We start from the raw sequence: 22,810 nt of genomic DNA on the forward strand, positions 1-22,810 counted from the left end.
TCACTCTATCGGTTGGTGCCATCGCCCGGGGGCGGCGACGGTTGTTGCTGCTGTTGTTGCTGCAGCTGGCGGCGACGGGCCTGGATGCGTTCGCGGATGGCCTGCATCTGCGCTTCGCTGGGGCCATTGGTGTTGGCAGGAGGTGCCGCGGCGGCGGCTGATGGCACGCTGCTGGCGGGCTGCGGCTGCGCGGTTGCGGTTGCAGCAGCCGGAGGTGGGGATGGCATCGGCGGTGCGCCCGCCGGCGGTGGCACAACGACCGCACCCGCCGGCGGCGCGCCATTGGCACCCCGCAGTACGGTGGGCGGCTCGCCGCCCTGGCCATTGAACACGGCCAGTTCCAGCACCTGGCTGCCGCTTGGGCCGATCACCGTGGCCTGGCGCGGCGCAAGCCCCACAAGTTGCCAGCCGTCCACCGCTTCGCCGTTGAGGCGCAGCCGCAGCGAACGGTTCTGTTCGGTGGTGAAGGTGGCCATGCCGAAGTCGCCGGTCAGCAGCACGCCGGTCAGGCGCAGCGCGGCGCTGGCGGCCGGCTCGCTGCCACCGAGCAGGTAGGGCTTCGGCCTGCGGTCCTCGGCGAACAGCGGTCGCTCACCGATCGCGCTGTAGCTGTCGGCGCTGGGCATGCGTTCTGCGGCCAACGGCGGCAGCACCGGCAGCGAAGGCACCGCATCGGCATCGCCATCCGCACCTGGCAGCTGGCTGCCCAGACCGAAGCCAGTGGCCAGCCAGACCGCCGCAGCCCAACCGGCCAGGGCCAGCAGGAAGCCGGTGCGCAGGCTGATCTGCTCAAGTTTCATCAGCGACCTCCTGTCCCTCGACCGGCGCCGCCGGTGCGGGGGCGGGTGGCGCTGAAGGCGGCTGCGGCGCGGACACCGGTTCGGCGGCAGGCGTCGGCGCACTGCCATCGGCAGCAGCCCCCGGCAGCAGGTAACCGGCCAGTTCGAATGACACATCCAGACCAAGCCCGGATTCATTCGGCGACTGCTGGAAGCGCTGCGCGATCAGGTTGAGGTTGTCGACGAACAGGCGCGGGCTGCCGGTCTCCAGGCTGTGCAGCACCGTGGCCAGTTCGGCCACGCCACAGCGCAGGCGCACCTGCATGGCGACGCGCACGAACTCGGCGTCGCGGCGGTTGTCGGTGAGCGGCGTGCGGTTGCTGATGGTGCAGCTGCGGTTGCCCGGGCTGGCCATCGCCACCGCATCCTGCAGCTTCGCGCCGAGCGCAGCGGCTGCAGCCTCGGCGGTGGCCTCGCGCAGGAAGCCCGGCCGCTGCTGCAGTGCCTCGCGGGTGGCACGCAGGCGCTGTTCGATCTGCGGCTGCTGCTGCAGCTGCGCCTGCACGCGCTGCTCGCGCTCGCGCAGGGCGGCGACATCAGCATCGATTTCGCGCAACGGCTGGGTGAACCAGGGGTGCACCAGCAGCAGGTAGGCCAGGCCCAGCACTGCCAGCAACAGTGCCAGTGCCAGCCAGCGGTCACGGCGTGCGCTTGGCATCGGCATCGGCCGCCTCCCGGTTCGGGGCTGCCGCCGGCAACGGCTGCAGTTCAGCGGTCATGGTGAAGCGGTCGCGGCCACTGGCGGCGCCATCGGCCTGCAGTACGCCGGTCAAGTTGACCTTGCGCCACTGCGGCGCATCCTGCAGCAGCTGCACCAGCTGCGAGGCCTCGCGGCTCAGGCCGATCAGCTGCAGGTTGTTGTTCTCGATGGCCAGTTTTTCCAGGTACGTTCCCTCCGGCAGGCGCCGGGTCAGTTCGTTCCAGATCTCCACCGTACCCGCGCGCTGGCCGCGCTGCTTTTCAAGGAACGCGGCACCGTCGATCAGCGCCTGCAGCTGGGCACGTTCGCTGGCTACGCCACGCGCACTGCGCGCGCTGCGCTCCACCTGGGCACGCAGTTCGTCGGCCGCCGCGCGGCGATTGTCCAGCACCTGCAGGCCAGACAGCACCAGCATCACCACCGCGGCCACGGCCAGCAGAAGGTTCCAGCGCCGCATCGGGTCGGCCTGCAGCTGACGCTGCGCGGGCGGCAGCAGGTTCACCTGCAGGATGTTGCCCTGCGCATCAATGGCATCGACACCGGACAGTGCATCGGCCCATTGGCCCACGTTGCTGCGCCAGGCCTCGAGCTGCCGCAACGGCCAGGCCACCAGTTCGACCTGCAGCTGGCCCTCGCCCGCCGCGCCACGTTCACGCACGTCATAGCTGACCTGGCTGGATTCGAAAGGCGTCTGCCGGTCGATCTCGAAACCGACCACCGCACGCAGACGGTCAGCCGCCGCCGCCGGCAGGCGCAGCTGCCGGCGCAGCACATCGCCTGCCGGCAGCAGCCACACCCGCGGCAAGCTGCGCAGGCGGGCTTCCAGCACGCGATCCAGTTCGGCCGGGGACAGCGGCCACGGCAGCCGTACGACCGGTTCGCGGCGCTCCCCCGCCTCACGCCAGACCTGAAGGTGGTCGCCTTCGCGCTGCAGCAGCAGGCGCGCCTGTGCCCAGCCCAGTGCCCACTGCCAACGTGCCGGCACCCAGGCCAGCAGCGATTGCCGCCACCAGCGCAGGAAACGACCGGCGCCAGGGCCGATCCGGCCCTGTACCTGCCGCACACTGTCCTGCCATGCCGTCATCTTGCTGTCATTCCCTGCTCCCAGCGAAGCACTGTGTAGGACCGCCCGGGAACCCCGCCCGAGCCATTGCGTACCACTGCCTGCAACACCGACCGGCGTCCACTGCCGTCGGTTGCACGAGACTCGATACTATAGGTGCCGCTGCTGCTGGCAAGCGTTGTCGCACCGCCAGCGGTATCTGCGTCACGCTCCTGCTGTGCGCGCTGCGCCAGCACGGTATCCGCATCCAGGCCCAGTGCGGTCAGCACCGGCGCGCTGGCAAACTGGGGATCCGGGCGCGCCTGGCGGCTGTACAGGGTCAGGTGCGGCAGCATGGCCTGGTACAGCGGGCCGCGCATGCCGAGTACCCGCTGCAGCTCGCCCAGCGTCTCGAAACGCTTGTTGCGGGGGCCATAGGGCAGGCCTGCGGCGGCATAGTCGGGCGCTTCGGCACCGCCGCCGGGCTGCAGCAGGCTGTCTTCGTCGCGCCAGTCGACGATCGCGCCGGCCAGCTGGCGGGCCTGCGCTTCGTCTTCACCCAGCGCTTTGAGGAAGGCGCTCAGCAGGGCCACGTCTGCCAGGTTCAGGTTGATCTTGCCGTTCTCGTCCAGCACCTTGATCTCGATGCTGGCGTCATCGAACTGCCAACGATAGACACGGCCATCGGCGCGCCAGGGCGCCCGCTGCGGATCGGCGGACAGGCGCGTCAGCGCGTACTCAAGTCCCGCCCGTGCACGCTCCTGGCCACGCGCATCATCATCCAGCACCCGCTGCTGCAGGTGCTCGACCCGCGCGCTCAACGCGAACGCGCCCACCAGCGCCGTCATCAGGGCGATCAGCCACAGGACCAGTACCAGCGCCGCGCCGTGCGCCCGGCTCATCGCGCTCCTCCACTGCCGCCCGCGCGCGGAGCGACCACCAGTGCAGGCCAGGGAGCGCCCTTGGCGGGCACGATCTGGATCTCCACCAGCATCGGCAGGCGCCGGGTGTCATCCCAGCGCGGCGTCCAATCAGTCACCTGCCCGGTGCTGGCATCGATGCCGCGATAGCGTAGTTGCACCGACTTGAGGTTCTCCACCAGCACCTCCGGTGGGCGCGGCGGAGTTTCGGCGATGCGCTCGCCCTCCTGCAGCAGCACCAGGTCGAGCAGGAGGCGTTGCTGGCCGCTGCGGCCATCCACCTGCAGTGCATGCAGGTAGGCACCACCACGGCCCAGATAGCCCGGTAGATCGGCCGCGAACAGCATGCGTTGCTCTTCGCCCTGGAAGAAGATCGGTTCGCGGGTGGGATCGGGCACTTCCAGCGGCGTGCGCAGCGCACCGGCCAGCTGCCGCCGCAGCAGAGCCTCGACCGCACGCATGCGTTCGCTCTCGGCGGCAATCTGCTCGCCACGCTGGCTCACCGCCATCGCCGAGCGCACGCTGGCAAAGGCCAACGCCAGGCCACCGGCCAACAGCACCGTGGCCAACATCACTTCCACCAAGGTAAAGCCTGCGGCGCGTCGCTTCATCGCGCGCTCTCCAGGTCCGGCGGCAGCAGGCGCAGGCTGCGCCAGCGCAGTTGTTCGCGTTCGCCTTCGCCCCAGCGCACCTGAAGCTGCAGCTCGGCCAGCCAGGGAGCCCCCGGCGATTGCGCCTGTGCCTGTACCGCGCTGGCGGCACGCGGCTCGACCCATGGCTGTACCTGCAGCTCCCAATGGTATCGGCCCTGTTCCCAGTCGCCCTGCTGGCTGCCCACCTGCAATGGCGCGGCGACACCGGCTTCGGCCAGCAGCGATTGCGCATGCAGCACCGCACGCGTGCGCAGCTCGGCCTCTCGGACCTGTTTCGCGCCACCTGACAGGCTGCCCAGAAGCAGCGTCAGCGCCAGGCCCAGCAAGGCGAAGGCGATGATCACTTCCAGCAACGTAAAACCACGCGCCTGCCGCTTCATGGCGCCTGCCACGGGCCGGAGCGGACCTCGCCGGTCAGCCAGCCGACATCGATGCGCCATTCGGCGCCCTCACGTTGCAGGCGGATGCGGCCACCACTGGAGCCACCATCGGGATGGAACTCGATCACGCCCTGCCCCGGCGCGGTGGCCAGCTGCGCGGCACCTTCGAACTGCACCTGCAGCTGCGTCGGCACATCGCCCTGCCGCTGGTTGGCCCCCTGCCAACGGTGACGCGCCGGCTCGATCACGAAGCGCTGCGGCTCACCGCGCGCGATGGCCTGGGCGCGCACCATGCGCAGCTGGTTGGCGATGTCCTTGCCGGCGCTGCGCAGCTGCATGCCGGCAAAGCCGCGCGACAGACCCGCGGCGGTGATCAGGCCGATCGCGGCGATCAGCGCGATCACCAGCAGCATTTCCAGGAGCGACAGGCCCGCTGCGCGCCTGCCGTGCAGGCGCGGGCGAGGCAGCCGGCGCGGCAGGAAATGCGTCATGCCCGGTTACGGCTGGTAGCGGATGTCAGCGTCGACGCTGCTGCCGCCGGCCTTGCCGTCCTTGCCCAGGCTGATCAGTTCATACGGCTGGCCTTCGCCCGGCGCGCGGTACTCCAACGCGTGGCCCCACGGGTCATTCAGGTCGGCCGGCTTGGCGTACGGGCCCAGCCAGCCGCCGACACCTGCCGGTGCGGTCACCAGATCGTTGAGCGAGCCAGGCAGCTTGCCGGTATCGATCTGGTAGTTGTCGACCTTGGAGGCAACGGTCTGCACCTGGGCCTTGGCGATGTTCGCCTTGCCACGATCGGCACCGCCCAGCACGCGGCTGGCGACCAGGGTCAGCACCGCGCCGATCAGCACGATGACGATGATGATTTCCAGCAGGCTCATGCCCGACTGGTTGCGCGCGGCAGTGAAGGAAAGGCGGATCGGTCGACGGGAAGCAATCATGGTCGGTCCTTTCAGTTGCGGAGTGTCGGGGTTGCGTAGGGAGCCATCGTCAGCCGATGGCATTGGTCAGGTCGTACAACGGCACCAGCACGGCCACGATCACCGCACCGACCACCGAGGCCAGCACCAGGGTGATCGCCGGCACCATCGCGGCCAACAGGCGGTCGATGCGACGGGCGCTGTCCTGTTCAAACGTGTCGGCAGCTTTCAGCAGCATGGTATCGAGGGCACCGGATTCCTCGCCGACCTGGATCATCTGCAGGGCCAGGCGTGGGAAACGCTTGCCGCGTGACAGTGCCAGCGACAGGCCGGCACCGTTCTTCACTTCGTCGGCGGCCGCTTCCACATCAGCGGCCAGCGCGCGGTTGCCCAGCACGTTGCGTGCGATGCCCAGCGCCCCGAGCAGCGGCACGCCATTGCGCAGCAGGGTGCCCAGCGTGCGCGCCAGCCGCGCGGTTTCCAGTTCGCCCAGCAGGCGGCCGATGCCGCGACGCTGCAGCAGCCATCCATCCAGCGCCAGCCGGAACGCCGGTTGCCGTACCTTGCGTTCGAAGAACAATGCCAGCAGTGCGGGCACCACCAGCAGCAGCACCCACCAGTCGCGCACGAACAGGCCCAGCTGCAGTACCGCATTGGTGAACCACGGCAGCGCCACGTCCAGGCTTTCGTACATCTGCGCGAACTGTGGCACCACGTAACCGAGCAGGAACAGCAGCGCACCGCCCACCACCACCAGCAGGATGGCCGGATAGACCAGTGCGTTGATCACCTTGCCCTGCAGCGCGCGGCTGCGTTCGAGGTAGTCGGCCAGCCGCTGCAGGGTCTCGTGCAGGCTGCCACCCGCCTCGCCGGCACGCACCATGTTCACGTACAGGCGCGAGAACAGGCCGTGCTGGCGCTCCAGCGCGGTCGACAGCGGCGCACCGCCGCGCACCACGTCGCGGATGTCGGTGATCGCACGCCGCGAGCGTTCGTCTTCCGGAAGCCCGAGCAGGATCGACAGTGCACGGTCCAGCGGCTGGCCGGCACCAAGCAGGGTCGCCAGCTGCTGGGTGAACTGCAGCAGCGCCGCGCCCTGCAACGGGCGCTGGCGCAGCAGCGTGCGCCAGCTGCTGCCGCCGACCACGCCGCCATCGGCCAGCTGGGTCTCCATCGGCAGATGGCCCTGATCCTGCAGGCGCGCGACCAGTTCGGCCTCGCTGGCGGCTTCCATCTGCCCGTCGAAGATCTCGCCGTGCGAATTGAGCGCTTTGTAGCGGTAGTTCGGCATGTCAGCCCCGGCGTCCTGCGCGCATCAGCTTTCCTCGGTCACGCGCAGCACTTCCTCGATGGTGGTCTGGCCGCTGAGTGCTTTGGCCAGGCCATCCTCGTACATGGTGCGCATGCCGGCTTCACGGGCGATGCGTTCGATCTCGCCCATGCCATCGCGGCGCATCACCGCACGCCGCAGCGCGTCGTTCATCACCAGGAATTCCATGATGGTGGTGCGGCCCAGGTAACCAGTCGGCGCCAGTGCCGAAGGCTTCGGGCGGTATAGATGGATCGGCCCTTCCGGCTGCAGGCGGCGCAGCTCGAAACGCTCGATCTCCTCCGGCGAGGCTTCATAGCGCTCGGCGTGGGTCGGCTCCAGCCGACGCACCAGGCGCTGGGCCAGGATGCCGTTGATGGTGGACGTGAGGAGATAGTCCTCCACGCCCATGTCGAGCAGGCGGGTGATGCCGCCGGCCGCATTGTTGGTGTGCAGGGTGGACAGCACCAGGTGGCCGGTCAGCGCCGACTGGATCGCGATGCGCGCGGTTTCCAGGTCGCGCATTTCGCCGATCATGATGATGTCCGGGTCCTGGCGCACGATGCTGCGCAGTGCGTTGGCGAAGTCCAGGCCGATCTGCGGCTTGGCCTGGATCTGGTTGATGCCCTCGATCTGGTACTCGACCGGATCTTCCACCGTGATGATCTTGACGTCGGCGGTGTTGAGCTGGCTCAGCGCGGTGTACAGCGTGGTGGTCTTGCCCGAACCGGTCGGGCCTGTGACCAGCAGGATGCCGTGCGGTTGTTCCAGCACTTTGCGGAACTGCGGCAGGAACGCATCGGTGAAGCCGAGACGATGGAAATCGAACACCACCGTTTCGCGGTCGAGCAGGCGCATCACCACGCTTTCGCCGTGCGCGGTCGGCACCGTGCTCACGCGCAGGTCCAGCTCCTTGCCCTGCACGCGCAGCATGATGCGGCCGTCCTGCGGCAGGCGGCGCTCGGCGATGTTGAGGCGGGCCATGATCTTGATGCGGCTGATCACCGCTGCGGTGAGGTTGGCCGGCGGGCTTTCGCCTTCCACCAGCACGCCGTCGACGCGGTAACGCACCTTCAGCCGGCTTTCGAACGGCTCGACGTGGATGTCCGAAGCGCGCAGTTCCACCGCACGCTGGATCACCAGGTTGACCAGGCGGATCACCGGCGCTTCCGAGGCCAGGTCGCGCAGGTGCTCGATATCGTCGACCGCGCCGCCCTCGCCGTCTGCGGTTTCAACAATCGCGCCCATCGCGCTGCGGCCCTGGCCGAACCAGCGCTCGACCAGATCATCGATCTCCGCACGCATGCCCAGCACCGGGGTCACCGGTACGCCAAGTGCCAGCTGCACAGCCTGCTGCGGATAGGGATCGTGGGCATCGGCCAGCCACAGCCGTACACCCTGTTCATCCAGCGCCAGCGGGCATACATGGAACTGTTTGAGGAAACGCAGGGACAGCGGCAGGCCCTCGGCCAGACCCTGGGGCGGTGAATCCGGCAGCTGCTTGCCATCCAGCAGCGGCAGGCCCAGCACCTCGGCGCTGGCCTGCGCCTGGTCACGTTCGGACACCAGCCCCAGCCGCACCAGCAGGCCAAGCAGGCTGCCGCCGGCCTCCGCGTGCAGCGGCCGTGCCCGTGCAAGATCGCTCTCCTTGAGGCGGCCACGCGCCAACAACGCATCCAGGATGCGGCCTTCGGCGTCGTCGGCAGCGGTTGCAGCAAGGGCGTTCACGTGACTCTCCTGTCAATCGGCTCGACTTTAGCAGTTACGTCGTGATTTCCGTCGCCCCGCCGCCCGCTTTCGTAAAAAGACGAAGCCCGTCACATGCGGGTGACGGGCTTCGGCCATTCAACTACCGCACTGCGCGCTTACTGCGTGGCGAGAATGCTCACACCGCTGTAAGCCGCCTCGCCCACCACCTTGATGTAGTAGGTGCCGGCAGTCGGTGCCGTCACCCGCACCGTTTCCGAGGTGCCCGGGCGGGTCGAGCGCGCATCGTTGTCGGTGGCACTCGGCTCGCGGCCCTTGGCCAGGTAGACCGACACGTTGCCGGTGCCACCATAGGTGATGACGCTGAGCTGCTTGCCTGCCGCGGCTTCGAAGCTGTAAAGCACGCTGCTGCCGGCGGCACCACTCAACCCGCCGATGGCCACCTTGTTGGTCAGCGGCTTCGCCACCGGCCCGCAGTTCTCGGTGCACGGCTCTTCCAGGGCCTTGTCCAGCGCGGCCTTGGCATCGACGATGCCGGTACCGATCGGGGTGGCGGACGGAATGCTGACCGGGAACGGACGTGCCGTTTCCTTCAGCAGGGTACGCATGCCCGCCGGCGCGAGCGGGTCGCGGTTGGCGGCGATCAGCGCGCTCTGCACCAGCGCGGCGACGGCAGCCACATGTGGCGCCGCCATCGACGTGCCGGCCTTGCCGCCAAGGGTGTAACCCTCGGTGGAACCGGCTGCCGGCGGCGACGTCTTGCTGCTGGACACCGCCTGCCAGACATAGCCGTTCGGATTGCCGTCGGTGACGCCACCGCCCGGGCCGGACAGATCGATGCGGGTACCGAAGTTGGAGTAGTAGGCCATGGCGCCTGTGATGCCGGTAGCGCCGACCGAGACCACGCCATCGCAGTTGGCCGGGCGGGCGTTGGCGACATTCATCGAGTCGTTGCCGGCTGCCACCACCACCAGGGTACCGCGGTTGGTGGCACCGGTGATGGCCGCCTGGTAGGCCGGATCGCAGCTGCCGGAGCCGCCCAGGCTCATGTTGATGATCTCGGCCGGATTCTGGTTGGCAGGGATGCCGGCCACGGTACCGCCCGAGGCCCAGGTGATGGCGTCGGTGATGTCCGACAGGGTGCCACCGCAGTAGCCGAGCACGCGCACCGGCAACACCTTGGCCTTGTAGGCCAGGCCGGCGGTATGCAGGCCGTTGTTGGTGGCCTCGGCGATGGTGCCGGTCACATGGGTACCGTGCCAGCTGCTGTCGCGTACCGGCGAACCGTCGTAGCAGGCATTGGCGGTGGGCATCCAGTCACCGTAGTCGAGTGCACCCGGCACGCGGCCATCGGCGGCACGACGCGAGCGGCTGGCCTGGCTGATGAAGTCGTAGCCCTCCAGCAGGGTGCCGGCGGCGAAATCCGGGTGCTCGGGCAGGATGCCGGTATCGAGCACGGCCACCACGACGCCCTCGCCCTGCGAGACGTCCCATGCGGCCGGTGCGTTCACGCCACCGACCGGGTTGTGGAAGTGCCAGTTGTGGCTCTGGTAGTACGGATCGTTGGGCACGAAGCTGGGCGACGCATCGGACTTCGCGACGGCGTCCGCACGCGGCGACGACGCAGCATCGATCGGATACATGATGGCGTCGGCCACCGCATATTCGACGGTCGGGTCAGCCTTCAGTTCGCCCAGCACCTTGTCCAGTTCGGCGCGCGCGATCCCTCCCTGCAGGCGGATCAGATCGGCACCGATGCCCAGCTTGCGGGCCACCTGCGGGCGCAGCGCGGCACTGCGCGCAGCCGCGTTGGTACCTGCCGGCACGGCGCGGGCGATGGCCGAGTTGACCACGGCCAGCTTGGCGTTCGCATCGGCAGCTGCGGCGCTGCCAGCGCGGTACTTCACGATGATGCCATCCACCTGCTGCGTCTTCGGGCCGGACAACGGCGCATTTGCTTTCAGGTCGGCGGCCTGTGCCAGGCCAACACCGGTCAGCGACAGCACGGCGGCTGCCAATACATTGATGCGAAGGTTCTGCTTCTTGATCACGTCGAATTCCTCTTCTGGGTCATGGATCGAACCAACACTGCGGCCATCATTCCTTGACGACTCCCGGCCGGCCCAGCCGGGATTGCCGTGACCTCCCCCCAGGCCCTCGTTGCAGGTGCTGCGCCGGCGTGGGTGGCCGCCGGCGCGATGGAGTGGCTTACCAGCCGAAGCCGGCACCGACGCCGACCGAGCTGTCGTCGCTGCTGAAGGCGCCGCCGAACGTCACCGTGGCGCGATCGCTGATCGCACGCTGGTAACCCAGCGACAGTGCCGATTCACCGCCCTGGAAGCCGATGCCGACGCCGACCCGGTTCTGGGTACGGATGCCGGCAGCACTGGTGGCCATGTTGAGCATCGCCGCGCTCATCGCGCCCTGGCGGTCGATGCGGCGATCCATGTGGCGCAGGCGTCCGTCGATCTCGCCCTTGAACACATCGAAGCTGTCGGCGACGGCCTGGACGCGGCTGTCGGTATAGCTGTTGGCGGTAGCCATGCCACGATCGAGCTGGCCCTTGTTGACCGCATCGGTGGCGGCGGTACCGGCCGCCACGTTGGTGACTTGGCGTTCGTTGCCTTCGCTGCCCACCGACACCGTGTTGGCACGATCAGCAACCGAGCCCTGGCCCAGCGCTACCGCGTTCGCAGCGGTGGCATTGGCACCTTGGCCGATTGCGGTGGACGAGGCGCCGCTGGCCACTGCGCCGTCGCCCATGGCGACCGCGTTGAGGCCCGATGCCGGGGTGCCCACCGGGATGCCCGCGCCCGCCGCCGCAGCGGTCGGCGTGCCCTGCACGCGTGCGCTGCTGGCCGGTGCTGCATCGGCCGCCGCCGGTGCTTCGGCAACGCTGGCCAGTGCGCTTTCATCCAGGGAGGCACTCATTGCGCGCAGGCTGGCAGCACCTGCACGCGTGCCACCTGCAGTACGGCGGTCAATCTCACTGACCTTGCGGTCCAGCGCACCCAATGCATCGCCGACGTTGCTGTAGGTGGCGCCCTGGATCACATAGTTCGGTGCCACGAATACGCCCTGCATGCCGACGCTGGCACCGCCGCCGAGGAAGCTGGCGGCATCGCTGAGCGATTGGAACAGCTGGCCGCCATTGATCGCCTGGCGGCTGCCGGCGGCGATGCTGCCGGCACCGACATTGTCGATGGTGGTGCCCTGGAAGCCGGACAGGGTCAGGCGGTCACGACTGGCGTCGTCGTAGCCGACCGCACTGGCCGCCGTGGTCTCCACCGTGGCGATGCGTGAATCGAAATCGCCGACGCGGGTTTCCACTGCGCCCACGCGCTGATTGGTGACATTGAGCTGGGAACCGGTCACCGCGTCACTGCTGCCGGCAGCGATGCGGCCATCAGCCACGTTGACGATGCGGCGGGTGGCCGGGCCATCGGTGGGGTTGCCACTGCCCACCGACACAACATTGGCATCCAGCGCACGCGCTCCAGCACCGATTGCAACCGAGTTGACGCCGACCGCACCAGCACCGGCGCCAACGGCCAGTGCGCCGGAGGCAGACACCGTGGCATTGGCACCCAGCGCGATGCTGCGTGCGCCCGCCGCATTGGCCACCGAGCCCATCGCTACCGAATCGGTACCGATGGCGTTCGCGGTTCCCGTGCCATTGGCGCGGAAGTATCGGTTGGTGGTGTTGGCGGTGAACGCAACGGCGTCCAGCTGCCCGCGATTCACTGCGTCATTGATTTCGGTACCGTTGGCGACATTGGTGACCTGCCGGTTGTTGACGGCACTGCCGACGGACACGGTATTGGCACGATCGGCCACCGAGCCTCCACCCAGTGCGACACTGCCGGCAGCCGAAGCGTTGGCACTGACACCCACCGCCGTGGCATTCAAACCGGTGGCCTTGCTGCCGTAACCGACCGCGGTACCCAGGCGGCCGCTGGCTTCGGCATAGCTGCCCAGCGCCGAAGCGCCATCGGCCGAGGCACTGGCGCGGAAACCACTGGCCTGCGACTGCGTGCCGGTAGCCGTGGCCTGCGCACCGTTGGCCGTGCTGTAGGGGCCCTTGGCCTGGGCCCCGGCGCCAGTGGCGCTGGCGCCGGTTTCACTGGCGCTGGCGCCACTGCCCAGCGCAACGCTGTCGACACCACTGGCCTGCGCAGCATTGCCCAGTGCGGCAGCGTTGTTGCCGGTGGCCAGTGCATCGAAGCCAACCGCCGTGGCGTTGGTGGCCATGGCGTTGGCGCCGCTGCCCAGCGCGGTCGCACCGTTGCCGATCGCATTGGCCGCATTGCCGGCCGCCAGCGCATTTTCGCCATCGACCAGTGCACCGGCCTCGCCATCGGCATTGCCGCTGGCCTGGAACTGCCGGCTGGTCTTGTCGGCGACACTGGCAACGGCGTCGAGCTGGCCCTTGTTCACCGCATCGGTGGCTTCGGTACCGGCTGCAACGTGGGTGACCTGGCGTTCGCTGCCGGCCTTGCCAACGGCCACCGTGTTGTCGCGGTCAGCCTTGGAACCGGCACCGAGCGCAACGCTGTTGCTGCCATTGGCGGTGGCATTGGCACCGAGTGCCGTGGCGTTGCTGCCTGCCGACCAGGCATTCCAGCCGATGGCGGTAGCGTAATCCTCGGTGGCCCATGCACCGGCACCGAATGCTGCCGCACCGGTGCCACTGGCGCGCGACGGAATCAGGCCGAAGAAGGTGCTGCCGCCGATCGCCACGCTTTCCGCACCGCTGGCTTCACTCGACTGACCCACCGCAACCGCGCCGGTGCCCGCCGCCGCGGCCCCGAAGCCCACCGCCGTGGTGTTGGCACCGCTGGCAGCCGAGCCGTAGCCGAGTGCGGTGCCAAGGCGACCGGTTGCTTCGGCATAGCCACCCACCGCTGTGGTGCCATCGGCGGAGGCCGCGCTGCGGAAGCCGCTGGCAAGGGACTGTGCGCCACTGGCGTTGGATTCGGTACCGTTGGCGGTGCTGTAGACACCGCTTGCCTGTGCACGCGCGCCCGCCGCGCTTGTCCCCACTTCGCTGGCGCTGGCACCGCTGCCCAGGGCCAGGCTGTCCTCGCCGGTGGCCTGAGCGGTGCTGCCCAGTGCCGCCGCGTTGGTGCCGGTCGCCAGCGCATCGATGCCGACAGCGGTGGCGTTGGCGGCCAGCGCATTGGCACCACTGCCGAGCGCAGTGGCACCGTTGCCGATCGCGTTGGCCGCATCACCTGCTGCCAGCGCATTGTCACCCTCCACCAGTGCGCCGGTTTCACCATCGGCATTGCCACTGGCCTGGAACTGCCTGCTGGTCTTCTCCGCAGCGGCGGCTACGGCATCGAGCTGGTTCTTGTTGACCGCATCGTTGCCCTGCGTGCCATCGGCCACGTTGGTGATCTGGCGGGTGTTGCCGCCGCCGCCCACCGATACGGTGTTGTCGCGGTCCGCAATCGAATCCGCACCGAGCGCCACGCTGTTGGCCGCGCGCGATTCCGCCGCATTGCCCAGCGCGGTGCTGTTGATGCCCCCCGACCAGGCGCCACCGCCCACCGCCGTGGAGTAGTTGCCCGAGGCTTCGGTCGCCAGCACGCCGAACAGCGAGCCGCCGATGGCGACGCTGTTGGTACCGGTGGCCAGGCTGCCCTGGCCGGTGGCGGTGCTGTAGGCACCGGACGCTTGCGAATCACCGCCCAGCGCCACGCTGTTGGAACCCGAGGCGTTGGCGAAGTTGCCGAAGGCGGTGGCATTGAAGGCCGAAGCCTGTGCGTAGCCGCCGATGGCGGTGCTGTAACCACCGGTCGCTTCAGCACCGATGCCGAACGCTGCCGCAGCCGTGCCGCTGGCCACGCTCTCGCTGCCGACCGCGGTGGCACCACTGCCACTGGCATTGCTGAAGTAACCCACGGCTACGGCTTCTTCGCCGGAGGCTTCGGACAAGGCACCGCTGGCGGTGCTGCCTGCGCCGCTGGCGATGCTGGCCGCGCCGAACGCTGCACTCTGCTCACCGCTGGCTTCGCTTTCCGCACCCTGCGCGGTGGCGTATTCGCCGGTGGCCTGTGCATTGGCGCCTACGGCACTGGCATTGGCGGCGGTCGCCAGCGCGTTGAAGCCGATCGCCTGCGCGTTGCCGGCCAGCGCATTGGCACCGCTGCCAAGCGCGGTGGCACCATTGCCGATGGCGTTGGCTGCATCACCTGCGGCCAGTGCGTTGTCGCCCTCCACCAGCGCACCCGCCACATCGTCGCCGTTGCCGCTGGCCTGGAAGAAGCGGCTGGTGGTTGCTGCGGTACTTGCCACCGCATCCAGCTGTGCCTTGTTCACCGCATCGGTGGCCTGGGTACCGGCGGCGACGTTGGTGACCTGGCGCTCGTTGCCGCTGCTGCCCACCGACACCGTGCGTGCGCGGTTGGCGACCGAGCCCGCGCCGAGTGCGACGGCGTTGCTGGCACTGGCATTGCTGCCCGCACCCAGCGCGATCGCACTTTCGACGCCGGCCACCGTGTTGGTGCCGATGGCGATGCTGTTGATGCTGTTGCCCAGTGCCTGGAAGCCCAGCGCCACGCTGTTGTCGCCATAGCCGAAGGCACCACGGCCGACTGCGGTGGCGCTGGTTCCGTTGGCCCAGCTGTTGTAACCGATCGACGTGGCGCCAGCGCCGCTGGCCCACGCCGCGTTGCCGAACGCCGAGGCATTGGTGGCGGTCGCCCACGCACCGGAACCAAAGGCGCTGGCGCCGCTGGCGGTGGCCCAGCTGTAGCCGCCCACCGCGGTGCTGTCATCGCTGCTGGCAAACGCACTGTCACCCACCGCCACCGCATACGCGCCGGTGGCGCGCGACTTGCCGCCGGCGGCGAAGCTGTTGTCACCACTGGCCTTGGCCGCATTGCCGAAGGCGCTGCTGGCTGCACCGCTGGCCTGCGCAGCGCTGCCGACCGCCGTGGCATCGGCCACGGCCGTGGTACCCACCTGCTGCGCCTTGCCATCTGCACCGATGATGGGTTGGTTGAACTCGTCGTAGGCCTGGCCCAGGCCACCGATGGCGACACCGCCATCGCCGGTGGCCGTGCTGTTGCGGCCCACCGCCACGCTGTCATCGCCGATGGCCGACGCGGCCGCGCCATGTGCAACCGCGCCGGCACCGATCGCATTGCTCGACGAACCGGCCGCGATGGCACCCTCGCCTTCCGCCAGCGCACCGGCATCACTGCCAGCTTCAGGCTGGGCCTGGAAGAAGCGCGCGGTGCTGTCGGCGGTGCTGGCCACCGCATCCAGCTGCGCCTTGTTCACCGCATCGGTGGCTTCACTGCCGGCTGCAACGCTGGTGATCTGCCGCTCGTTGCCGGCACTGCCGACGGCCACGCTGTTGGCACGCACCGCTTCGGAGTTCGCGCCCAGCGCGACGCTGTTGGCGCCGCGTGCCGTAGCGTAGTAGCCCACTGCGGTGCTCTGCGCACCACCGGCCCAGGTCTGCGCGCCAAGCGCGCTGGCGTTCTCGCCCGGCGCATAGGCGAAGTAGCCCACCGCGGTGGCTTCGGCGCCGGAGGCTTCGCTGAGGCTGCCGTTGGCCACGGCACGGTCGCCGCTGGCGATGGCGCCGGCACCCACCGCGGTCGCGGCTTCACCACTGGCCTGTGTCTGTACGAAGAAGCCCAGGCCGGGAATCAGGTCGGCCGGGCCACCAATGGCGACGCTGCTGGTGCCCGTGGCATTGCTCTGCGTACCCAATGCCGTGGAGTAATCACCGATGGCATTGGAGACCGCACCGAACGCCGACGCCTGCGCGCCGGACGCATAGGCCCCCACGCCATAGGACGACGCGGCAAAACCGCTGGCATCGGCACTGGCGCCGACGGCCGTGCCACCCACACCGGCACTGGTGGCGCCGGTGACCACCGGCACGCCACCACTGGTGATCAGCGGGTTGCCGTTGGCATCCACCGCAGCGCCACCGACGGCCACGCTGCCCGGTCCGTTGGCCTGCGCGTTGTTGCCGAATGCTGCGCTGTTCTGGCCCGAGGCCAGCGCGTTGTTGCCCACCGCCGTCGCGTTCTGCGCAACGGCAGTGGCACCGGCACCGACCGCCGTGGTGCCAGGGCCGATGGCATTGGCGGCCTCGCCTGCGGCCAGCGCGTCGTCACCTTCAGCCAGCGCACCGGCATCGCTCTTGCTGCTGCCGGTGGCCTGGAAGCGCTTGGCGGTGGCATCGGCCACCGCGGCAACATCCTTCAACTGGCCAACGTTGACCGCATCGGTATCTTCGGTGCCGGCGGCAACGCTGGTGATCTGGCGGGTCAGGCCATATCCGGCGGCACCGACGGACACGGTATCGACACGATCAGCCAGCGAACCGGCGCCCAACGCCACGCTGCCGGTAGCGACCGCGGCCGAATTGGAGCCCAGCGCGGTACTGTATTCACCGACGGCCGTGCTGAACGCACCGACTGCAATCGAGGCTTCGTTGGCAGCCGTGGCGCCGCGGCCCAATGCGGTACTGCCGGGGCCCATCGCTACGGCACCGCCACCGACGGCGGTCGCGCCATCGGCGGTGGCTTCGGACAGTGCACCCAGTGCCGTTGCTGCACCGTTTTCGCTGGCGGCGTACGCGCTGGCACCGACGGCGGTATCGCCAAGGCCGAACGCTGCTGCGCTTTGCCCGACCACCACGCTGGCATCGCCGATCGCCAGCGCGCCCTGGCCGAATGCGCTGGCGCCGATGCCTGCAGCAATGGCCTGGGTACCGATGGCAGTGGTGGCGTTGGCCAGCGACTGCGCACCGGCACCGGCGGCCAGTGCGCCCTCGCCCTCGATCTTCGCCGCGTCGCTGTCATCGCCTGCGCCGTCGGCCTTGAAGTACCGGTTGCCGTCGGCGGCCACGTCGGCCAGCGCGGCCTGCGTGGCGCGCGCCTGCGCGTCCAGCTGCGCCTTGTTCACTGCGTCGGTCGCCTGCGTGCCTGCGGCGACATTGGTGACCTGCCGTTCCTTGCCTGCATCGCCGACGGAGACGGTGTTGGCACGCGTGGCTTTGGAGCCGGCGCCCAGCGCCACGCTGTTGGCCGCACTGGCACTGCTGTTGCTGCCGATCGCCACCGCATTGCTGCCCTTGGCCGTGGCCGAGCCTTCGATCAGGCACTTTTCGAGCAGCTTGCCGCTGAATGCCACGCAGGTGGCGCTACCGCCGATCTGCACCGACTGTGCGGTGGCAGAGCCACTCATGCCCAATCCCAATACCAGGCCCAGTGCCACCGCCAGCAGTGCGGGCGTGGCCTGTGTCGCATCGCGGCGCTGGTCGACGACCCCACCGCTGCTGCTGTCGGAGGAAGCCAGTTCCGAGGCCACCACCAACTGACCCAATGCTTTGTTCCAGACCTTGCGATAAATCCGATTCATCGGTACGGCTCCTGATTGGACTGGTTTTGGGCAAAGCAACGCCACCGCTGGGCTTTCCGGCCCAACGTCCCCTGGGGGCGTTTATTCGCGTGATTTACTGCGGGGTATTGCCGAACGGCGCGCAGCGACAGAAAACCGAGCGCGTGCGCCAACCGGTTACTGCGAAATGAATGATTCTGAAACGGGGTTCAAGTGTTAACGGCAACTTTGCAGATCGTCAAGACTTTGACACGACAAATCCTATTGCCGTGAAGCAGTTCACTCTTTTCCCTGTTTATGAAAGGATTTTGTTAGCGGCGCGTGACGCAACCCTGTCGCCTGAAAATCCATGTAACTCGCGGGTGCATCAGGATTTTCACACGCGCAAAGAAAAAACCCGCCGATCAACGGCGGGTTTTTCCATACGCAACGGCATTGAAGCCTGCGCGGTGTGGTGCGATCAGCCGCACCACACCCGCGCGTTGCGGAACATGCGCATCCACGGCGAATCACCCTGCCACTCGGCCGGGGCCCAGCTCATGTTGAGCGCGCGCGGGGTGCGTTCCGGGTGCGGCATCATGATGGTCACGCGGCCGTCGCTGCTGGTCAGGCCGGTGATGCCGTCCGGCGAACCGTTCGGATTCAGCGGGTACTGGCTGGCCACGTTGCCGTGGCCATCGATATAGCGCAGCGAAACACGGGCCGCGGCCTGGTCGACCGCGTTGTCGAACACCGCCTGGCCTTCGCCATGCGCCACTGCTACCTGCAGGCGCGAACCGGCCATGCCACGCAGCAGGATCGACGGAGATTCCACCACTTCCAGCAGCGCGGTACGGGCTTCGAACTGCTCGCTGGCATTGCGGCGGAACTGCGGCCAGTGTTCGGCACCGGGAATGATGTCCTTCAGCTGGCTCATCATCTGGCAGCCGTTGCACACGCCCAGGGCGAAGCTGTCCTCGCGCGCGAAGAACGCGGCGAAGGCATCACGCAGCGCGCTGCGCTCCAGGATCGAGGTGGCCCAGCCACGACCAGCGCCAAGCACGTCGCCGTAACTGAAGCCGCCGCAGGCGACCAGGCCGGTGAAGTCCTGCAGGGCGACGCGGCCTTCGATCAGGTCGCTCATGTGCACATCGAAGGGCCGGAAGCCGGCACGTTCGAAGATGTTCGCCATTTCGATCTGGCCGTTGACGCCCTGCTCGCGCAGCACGGCCACGCGCGGACGCGCACCGGTGCTGATGAACGGGGCGGCCACGTCTTCATTGATGTCGAAGCTGAGCTTGGGCTTCAGGCCCGGTGCGTTGAAGGCACGAGCGATCTCACGCTCGGCGTCGGCGTTGGCCGGGTTGTCGCGGCGCTTCTGCATCGCGTGGGTGACCGACCACCATGCGTCGAACAGCGACTCCCAGCGCCATTCAGCCAGGTTCTCGCCAGCCAGCGACACGCGCACCACCGGTGCGGTGGTCGGCTTGGCGATGCGCTGCGCGCACTCGGTCAGTGCATGGCGCTCGACCAGGTCGGCGAACGCTGCGCGGTCTTCGCGTGCGATCTGCACCACCGCGCCCAGCTCTTCGTTGAACAGGCTGCGGAATGGATCGTCGCCCCAGGCATCGAGGGTGATGTCCAGCCCCAGGCGCGACGTGAAGGCCATTTCGCACAGCGCGGCGAAGGCACCGCCGTCGCTGCGGTCGTGGTAGGCCAGCAGCAGGCCGGCCTGGCGCGCATCGCGGATCAGCTCGAAGAAGCCACGCAGGCGCTGCGGGTCGTCCAGATCCGGGGCAGCGCCGGCGAACGCCGGCAGGTCACCATGGTCGGCATGCACCTGGGCCAGGATGGAACCGCCCAGGCGCTGCTTGCCGGCGCCAAGGCCGATCAGCCACAGCTCGCTTTCCACGTCGCGGTCGAGCAGCGGGGTCAGCTGCTGGCGCACATCGGCGACCGGTGCGAACGCAGAGATCACCAGCGACACCGGCGACACGCTCTTGTGCGCTTGGCCCTGGTCGTGCCACTGCGCCTGCATCGACAGCGAGTCCTTGCCCACCGGAATGCTGATGTCCAGCTGCGGGCACAGTTCCATGCCCACGGCCTTCACCGCGTCGTACAGCAGCGCGTCTTCGCCCGGGTGGCCGGCCGCGGCCATCCAGTTCGCCGACAGTTTGATCTCATCCAGCGCATCGACCGGGGCCGCGCACAGGTTGGTCAACGCTTCGCCCACGGCCATGCGTGCCGAAGCCGCCGCATCGAGCAGGGCCAGCGGGGTGCGCTCGCCGATCGACATCGCCTCGCCGGCCACGCCGTCGAAGTCGGCCACGGTGATGGCCACATCGGCCACCGGCAGCTGCCACGGGCCAACCATCTGTTCGCGTGCGGTCAGACCACCGACGCTGCGGTCACCGATGGTGACCAGGAAGTTCTTCGAGGCCACCGTCGGGTGCGCAAGCACGCGCAGGCCCGCTTCCTGCAGGTCCAGGCCCGCGGTCTTCAGCGCCGGCCAGCGCGGTGCCGGCGGGTGTGCGGTATCGCGGTGCATCTTCGGCGGCTTGCCGAACAGCACGTCCATCGGCAGGTCGATCGGCGCATCGGCCGGGGTGTGGCCCGGCACGGCGCCATAGGCCACCACCAGGTGTTCCTCGGCGGTGGCCACGCCGACCGCAGCGAACGGGCAGCGCTCGCGGGCGCACAGCGCGGCGAACTCGGCCAGGCGCTCCTGGGCGACGCCGAGTACGTAGCGTTCCTGCGATTCGTTGCACCACAACTGCATCGGCGACAGCGACGGATCATCGGTGGGCACCTTGCCCAGATCGATCACGCCACCGACCTTGGAGTCGTGCAGCAGCTCGGGGATGGCATTGGACAGGCCACCGGCACCGACGTCGTGGAAGAACTTGATCGGGTTGTTGCTGCCCATCGCCACGCAGCGGTCGATGACCTCCTGGCAGCGGCGTTCCATTTCCGGGTTGTCGCGCTGCACGCTGGCGAAGTCCAGGTCCTCGGCGCTTTCGCCGGAGGCCACCGAGCTGGCGGCACCGCCACCCAGGCCGATCAGCATCGCCGGGCCACCGAGCACGATGACCGCATCACCGGGCTGCAGCTGGATCTTGTCGACCTGGATACGGTCGATGGCGCCGAGGCCGCCGGCCAGCATGATCGGCTTGTCGTAGGCACGCACCAGGTCGGTGCCTTCAGGCAGCTCGAAGCTGCGAAAGTAGCCAAGCAGGTTCGGGCGGCCGAACTCGTTGTTGAACGCCGCGCCGCCGAGCGGACCATCGGTCATGATTTCCAGCGCGGGCGCCATGCGCGGGTTCAGCGCGCGCGGCGCTTCCCACGGCTGCGGCAGCTCGGGAATGCGCAGGTGCGAGACCGAGAAACCGGTCAGGCCGGCCTTCGGCTTGCCGCCGCGGCCGGTCGCGCCTTCGTCGCGGATTTCACCACCGGCGCCGGTCGAGGCGCCCGGGAACGGTGCGATGGCGGTCGGGTGGTTGTGGGTCTCCACCTTGATCTGGAACGCGCTGGGCACCTGCGGTTCACGACGGTACTCGCCGCTGGCCGGATCCGGGCGGTAGCGCGACGCCGGATGGCCTTCGATCACCGCGGCGTTGTCGCTGTACGCGCTGAGCGTGTGCTGCGGGGTCTGCTGGTGGGTGTTCTTGATCATCCGGAACAGCGAGCGGTCCTGCTCCTGGCCGTCGATGGTCCAGCTGGCGTTGAAGATCTTGTGGCGGCAGTGCTCGGAATTGGCCTGCGCGAACATCATTAGTTCGACGTCCGACGGCGAGCGGCCCAGCGCGGTGAAGCGTTCGCGCAGGTAATCGATCTCGTCCTGGGCCATGGCCAGGCCGAGGCGCTCGTTGGCGGCCTCCAGCTGGTCCACCGGCACGCGTTCCAGTTCGCCGCGGGCGGGCGCCGAGAACAGCGCCTGGCCCTGCTGCACGGTCTCCAGCACTGACTGCGTCATCGGGTCGTGCAGCGCCTTGACCAGGGCCTGTTGCACGTCGGCATCGGCCGGCCAGCCCTGCACGTCGATGCGCAGGCCCCGCTCGACCCGGCTTACCGGCTGGCCGGCACCGCGCACCAGTTCGGTGGCCTTGCTCGACCACGGTGACAGCGTACCCAGGCGCGGCACCACGATGCGGCTGACCGCGCCGTCGGCCACGGCTTCTGCCTGCGGCGCAGCTTCGAGGATGCGGCACAGGGTGGCGAGGTCGGGAGCGGCGCTGCCTTCGGGCTGCACGAAGTAGACGTGCCAGGCACCGCTGATGCGCAGGGAGGGAGCGATGGACTGCAGGCGGGATTCAAGACGTTCGCGGCGGAACGGCGACAGGGCGGGCGCGCCCTCGAGGACCATCATGTCCGGGGAACCGTAGTTGGGAAACGGGCCCGACATTGTACCGGAAGCGGGGGAAGGGCTCTGGCCGGGCGGCGCCCGGCACCCGCCGAGGCCAGGGCAACAGCAACAGCAACAGCAACGGCCAAAGCAAAAGCGGGGTTCCCGTGGGATGGCGGGGTGGGTCCGGTGGCGGGGGACGCCGTAAACCCGTCCCTGGGGGCTTGGCCGCGGCATCCATGCCGCGGACACCCCCGCCACCGGACCCACCCCGCCTCCGACAGATTTCCGCGATCTGCGGTAGATCCACGCCATGCGTGGATGCTCCCCGGTAGTGCCGGCCGCTGGCCGGCAACAAGGGAACGTCGGAAGTCAGGCATTTAAGAGCGCAGCGACCGGCTTCTGCTTTTGATTTTTTGTTCTGTCTTTCGTGGCTGACCGCGCAGGAACCTGTCCGTGGCCGGGCGGGTGGGCTGCGCAGGGGCGTGAGCCGCATGGATGCGGCGACCGAGCTACATGGACGTACTTGCAGCGTCCCCTGCGCAGCCCACCCGCCCGGCCAACCCCCAGAAATCCGCTGTAAGCGACCCACCCCAGCCACGAGGGGCTCCGCCGATGGCCGCCGACCGCGCGCAGCGCCGCTCTCCATC

At 68.7% G+C, this 22,810-nt stretch carries 13 protein-coding genes; all 13 read right to left on the reverse strand.

What is annotated here, in order from left to right:
• Positions 1 to 5: 5 nt before the first annotated feature.
• Positions 6 to 800 carry a type II secretion system protein, XpsN-like gene (locus tag AC5P9F_RS17290; RefSeq protein ID WP_005408032.1) on the reverse strand — a complete coding sequence of 265 codons (795 nt, stop codon included), beginning with the start codon at positions 798 to 800 and terminating at the stop codon, positions 6 to 8.
• Positions 790 to 1,503 carry a type II secretion system protein GspM gene (gene gspM, locus AC5P9F_RS17295; protein ID WP_005408031.1) on the reverse strand — a complete coding sequence of 238 codons (714 nt, stop codon included), beginning with the start codon at positions 1,501 to 1,503 and terminating at the stop codon, positions 790 to 792. The genes AC5P9F_RS17290 and gspM overlap by 11 nt, the downstream gene beginning before the upstream one ends.
• Positions 1,478 to 2,623 (reverse strand): PilN domain-containing protein, encoded by a 1,146-nt coding sequence (locus AC5P9F_RS17300; protein WP_005412206.1) that lies wholly within the window; start codon positions 2,621 to 2,623, stop codon positions 1,478 to 1,480. The genes gspM and AC5P9F_RS17300 overlap by 26 nt, the downstream gene beginning before the upstream one ends.
• Positions 2,620 to 3,483, reverse strand: a complete 864-nt coding sequence (locus tag AC5P9F_RS17305; RefSeq protein WP_005408029.1) for a type II secretion system minor pseudopilin — start codon at positions 3,481 to 3,483, stop codon at positions 2,620 to 2,622. Before AC5P9F_RS17305 ends, AC5P9F_RS17300 begins: the two co-directional genes overlap by 4 nt.
• On the reverse strand, positions 3,480 to 4,112 hold the full coding sequence (locus tag AC5P9F_RS17310) for a type II secretion system protein J (protein ID WP_005412204.1): 633 nt from the start codon (positions 4,110 to 4,112) through the stop codon (positions 3,480 to 3,482). Before AC5P9F_RS17310 ends, AC5P9F_RS17305 begins: the two co-directional genes overlap by 4 nt.
• Entirely contained in the window at positions 4,109 to 4,534 is a 426-nt protein-coding gene (gene xpsI / locus AC5P9F_RS17315; protein WP_005412203.1) for a type II secretion system protein XpsI, read from the reverse strand. Before xpsI ends, AC5P9F_RS17310 begins: the two co-directional genes overlap by 4 nt.
• The gene (gene xpsH, locus AC5P9F_RS17320; RefSeq protein WP_099498153.1) at positions 4,531 to 5,025 is read right to left on the reverse strand and encodes a type II secretion system protein XpsH; all 495 of its coding nucleotides are present in this window, start codon (positions 5,023 to 5,025) and stop codon (positions 4,531 to 4,533) included. Before xpsH ends, xpsI begins: the two co-directional genes overlap by 4 nt.
• A gap of 6 nt (positions 5,026 to 5,031) precedes the next feature.
• On the reverse strand, positions 5,032 to 5,475 hold the full coding sequence (gene gspG, locus AC5P9F_RS17325; protein ID WP_004142831.1) for a type II secretion system major pseudopilin GspG: 444 nt from the start codon (positions 5,473 to 5,475) through the stop codon (positions 5,032 to 5,034).
• A 49-nt stretch (positions 5,476 to 5,524) separates the two neighbouring features.
• Positions 5,525 to 6,745 (reverse strand): type II secretion system protein XpsF, encoded by a 1,221-nt coding sequence (gene xpsF / locus AC5P9F_RS17330; RefSeq protein ID WP_005408025.1) that lies wholly within the window; start codon positions 6,743 to 6,745, stop codon positions 5,525 to 5,527.
• 24 nt (positions 6,746 to 6,769) lie between these two features.
• Positions 6,770 to 8,491, reverse strand: coding sequence for a type II secretion system ATPase GspE (gspE, locus tag AC5P9F_RS17335; protein ID WP_005408024.1), 1,722 nt, complete (start codon positions 8,489 to 8,491; stop codon positions 6,770 to 6,772).
• A gap of 137 nt (positions 8,492 to 8,628) precedes the next feature.
• On the reverse strand, positions 8,629 to 10,521 hold the full coding sequence (locus AC5P9F_RS17340; RefSeq protein ID WP_012479111.1) for a S8 family serine peptidase: 1,893 nt from the start codon (positions 10,519 to 10,521) through the stop codon (positions 8,629 to 8,631).
• 157 nt (positions 10,522 to 10,678) lie between these two features.
• Complete coding sequence (locus AC5P9F_RS17345) at positions 10,679 to 17,860, reverse strand: ESPR-type extended signal peptide-containing protein (protein ID WP_495232006.1); 7,182 nt, start codon at positions 17,858 to 17,860, stop codon at positions 10,679 to 10,681.
• A 439-nt stretch (positions 17,861 to 18,299) separates the two neighbouring features.
• Entirely contained in the window at positions 18,300 to 22,184 is a 3,885-nt protein-coding gene (gene purL / locus AC5P9F_RS17350) for a phosphoribosylformylglycinamidine synthase (protein ID WP_207785175.1), read from the reverse strand.
• Positions 22,185 to 22,810 lie beyond the last annotated feature (626 nt).

The sequence above is a fragment of the Stenotrophomonas sp. YJH_SMC_4 genome (genome assembly GCF_059371575.1).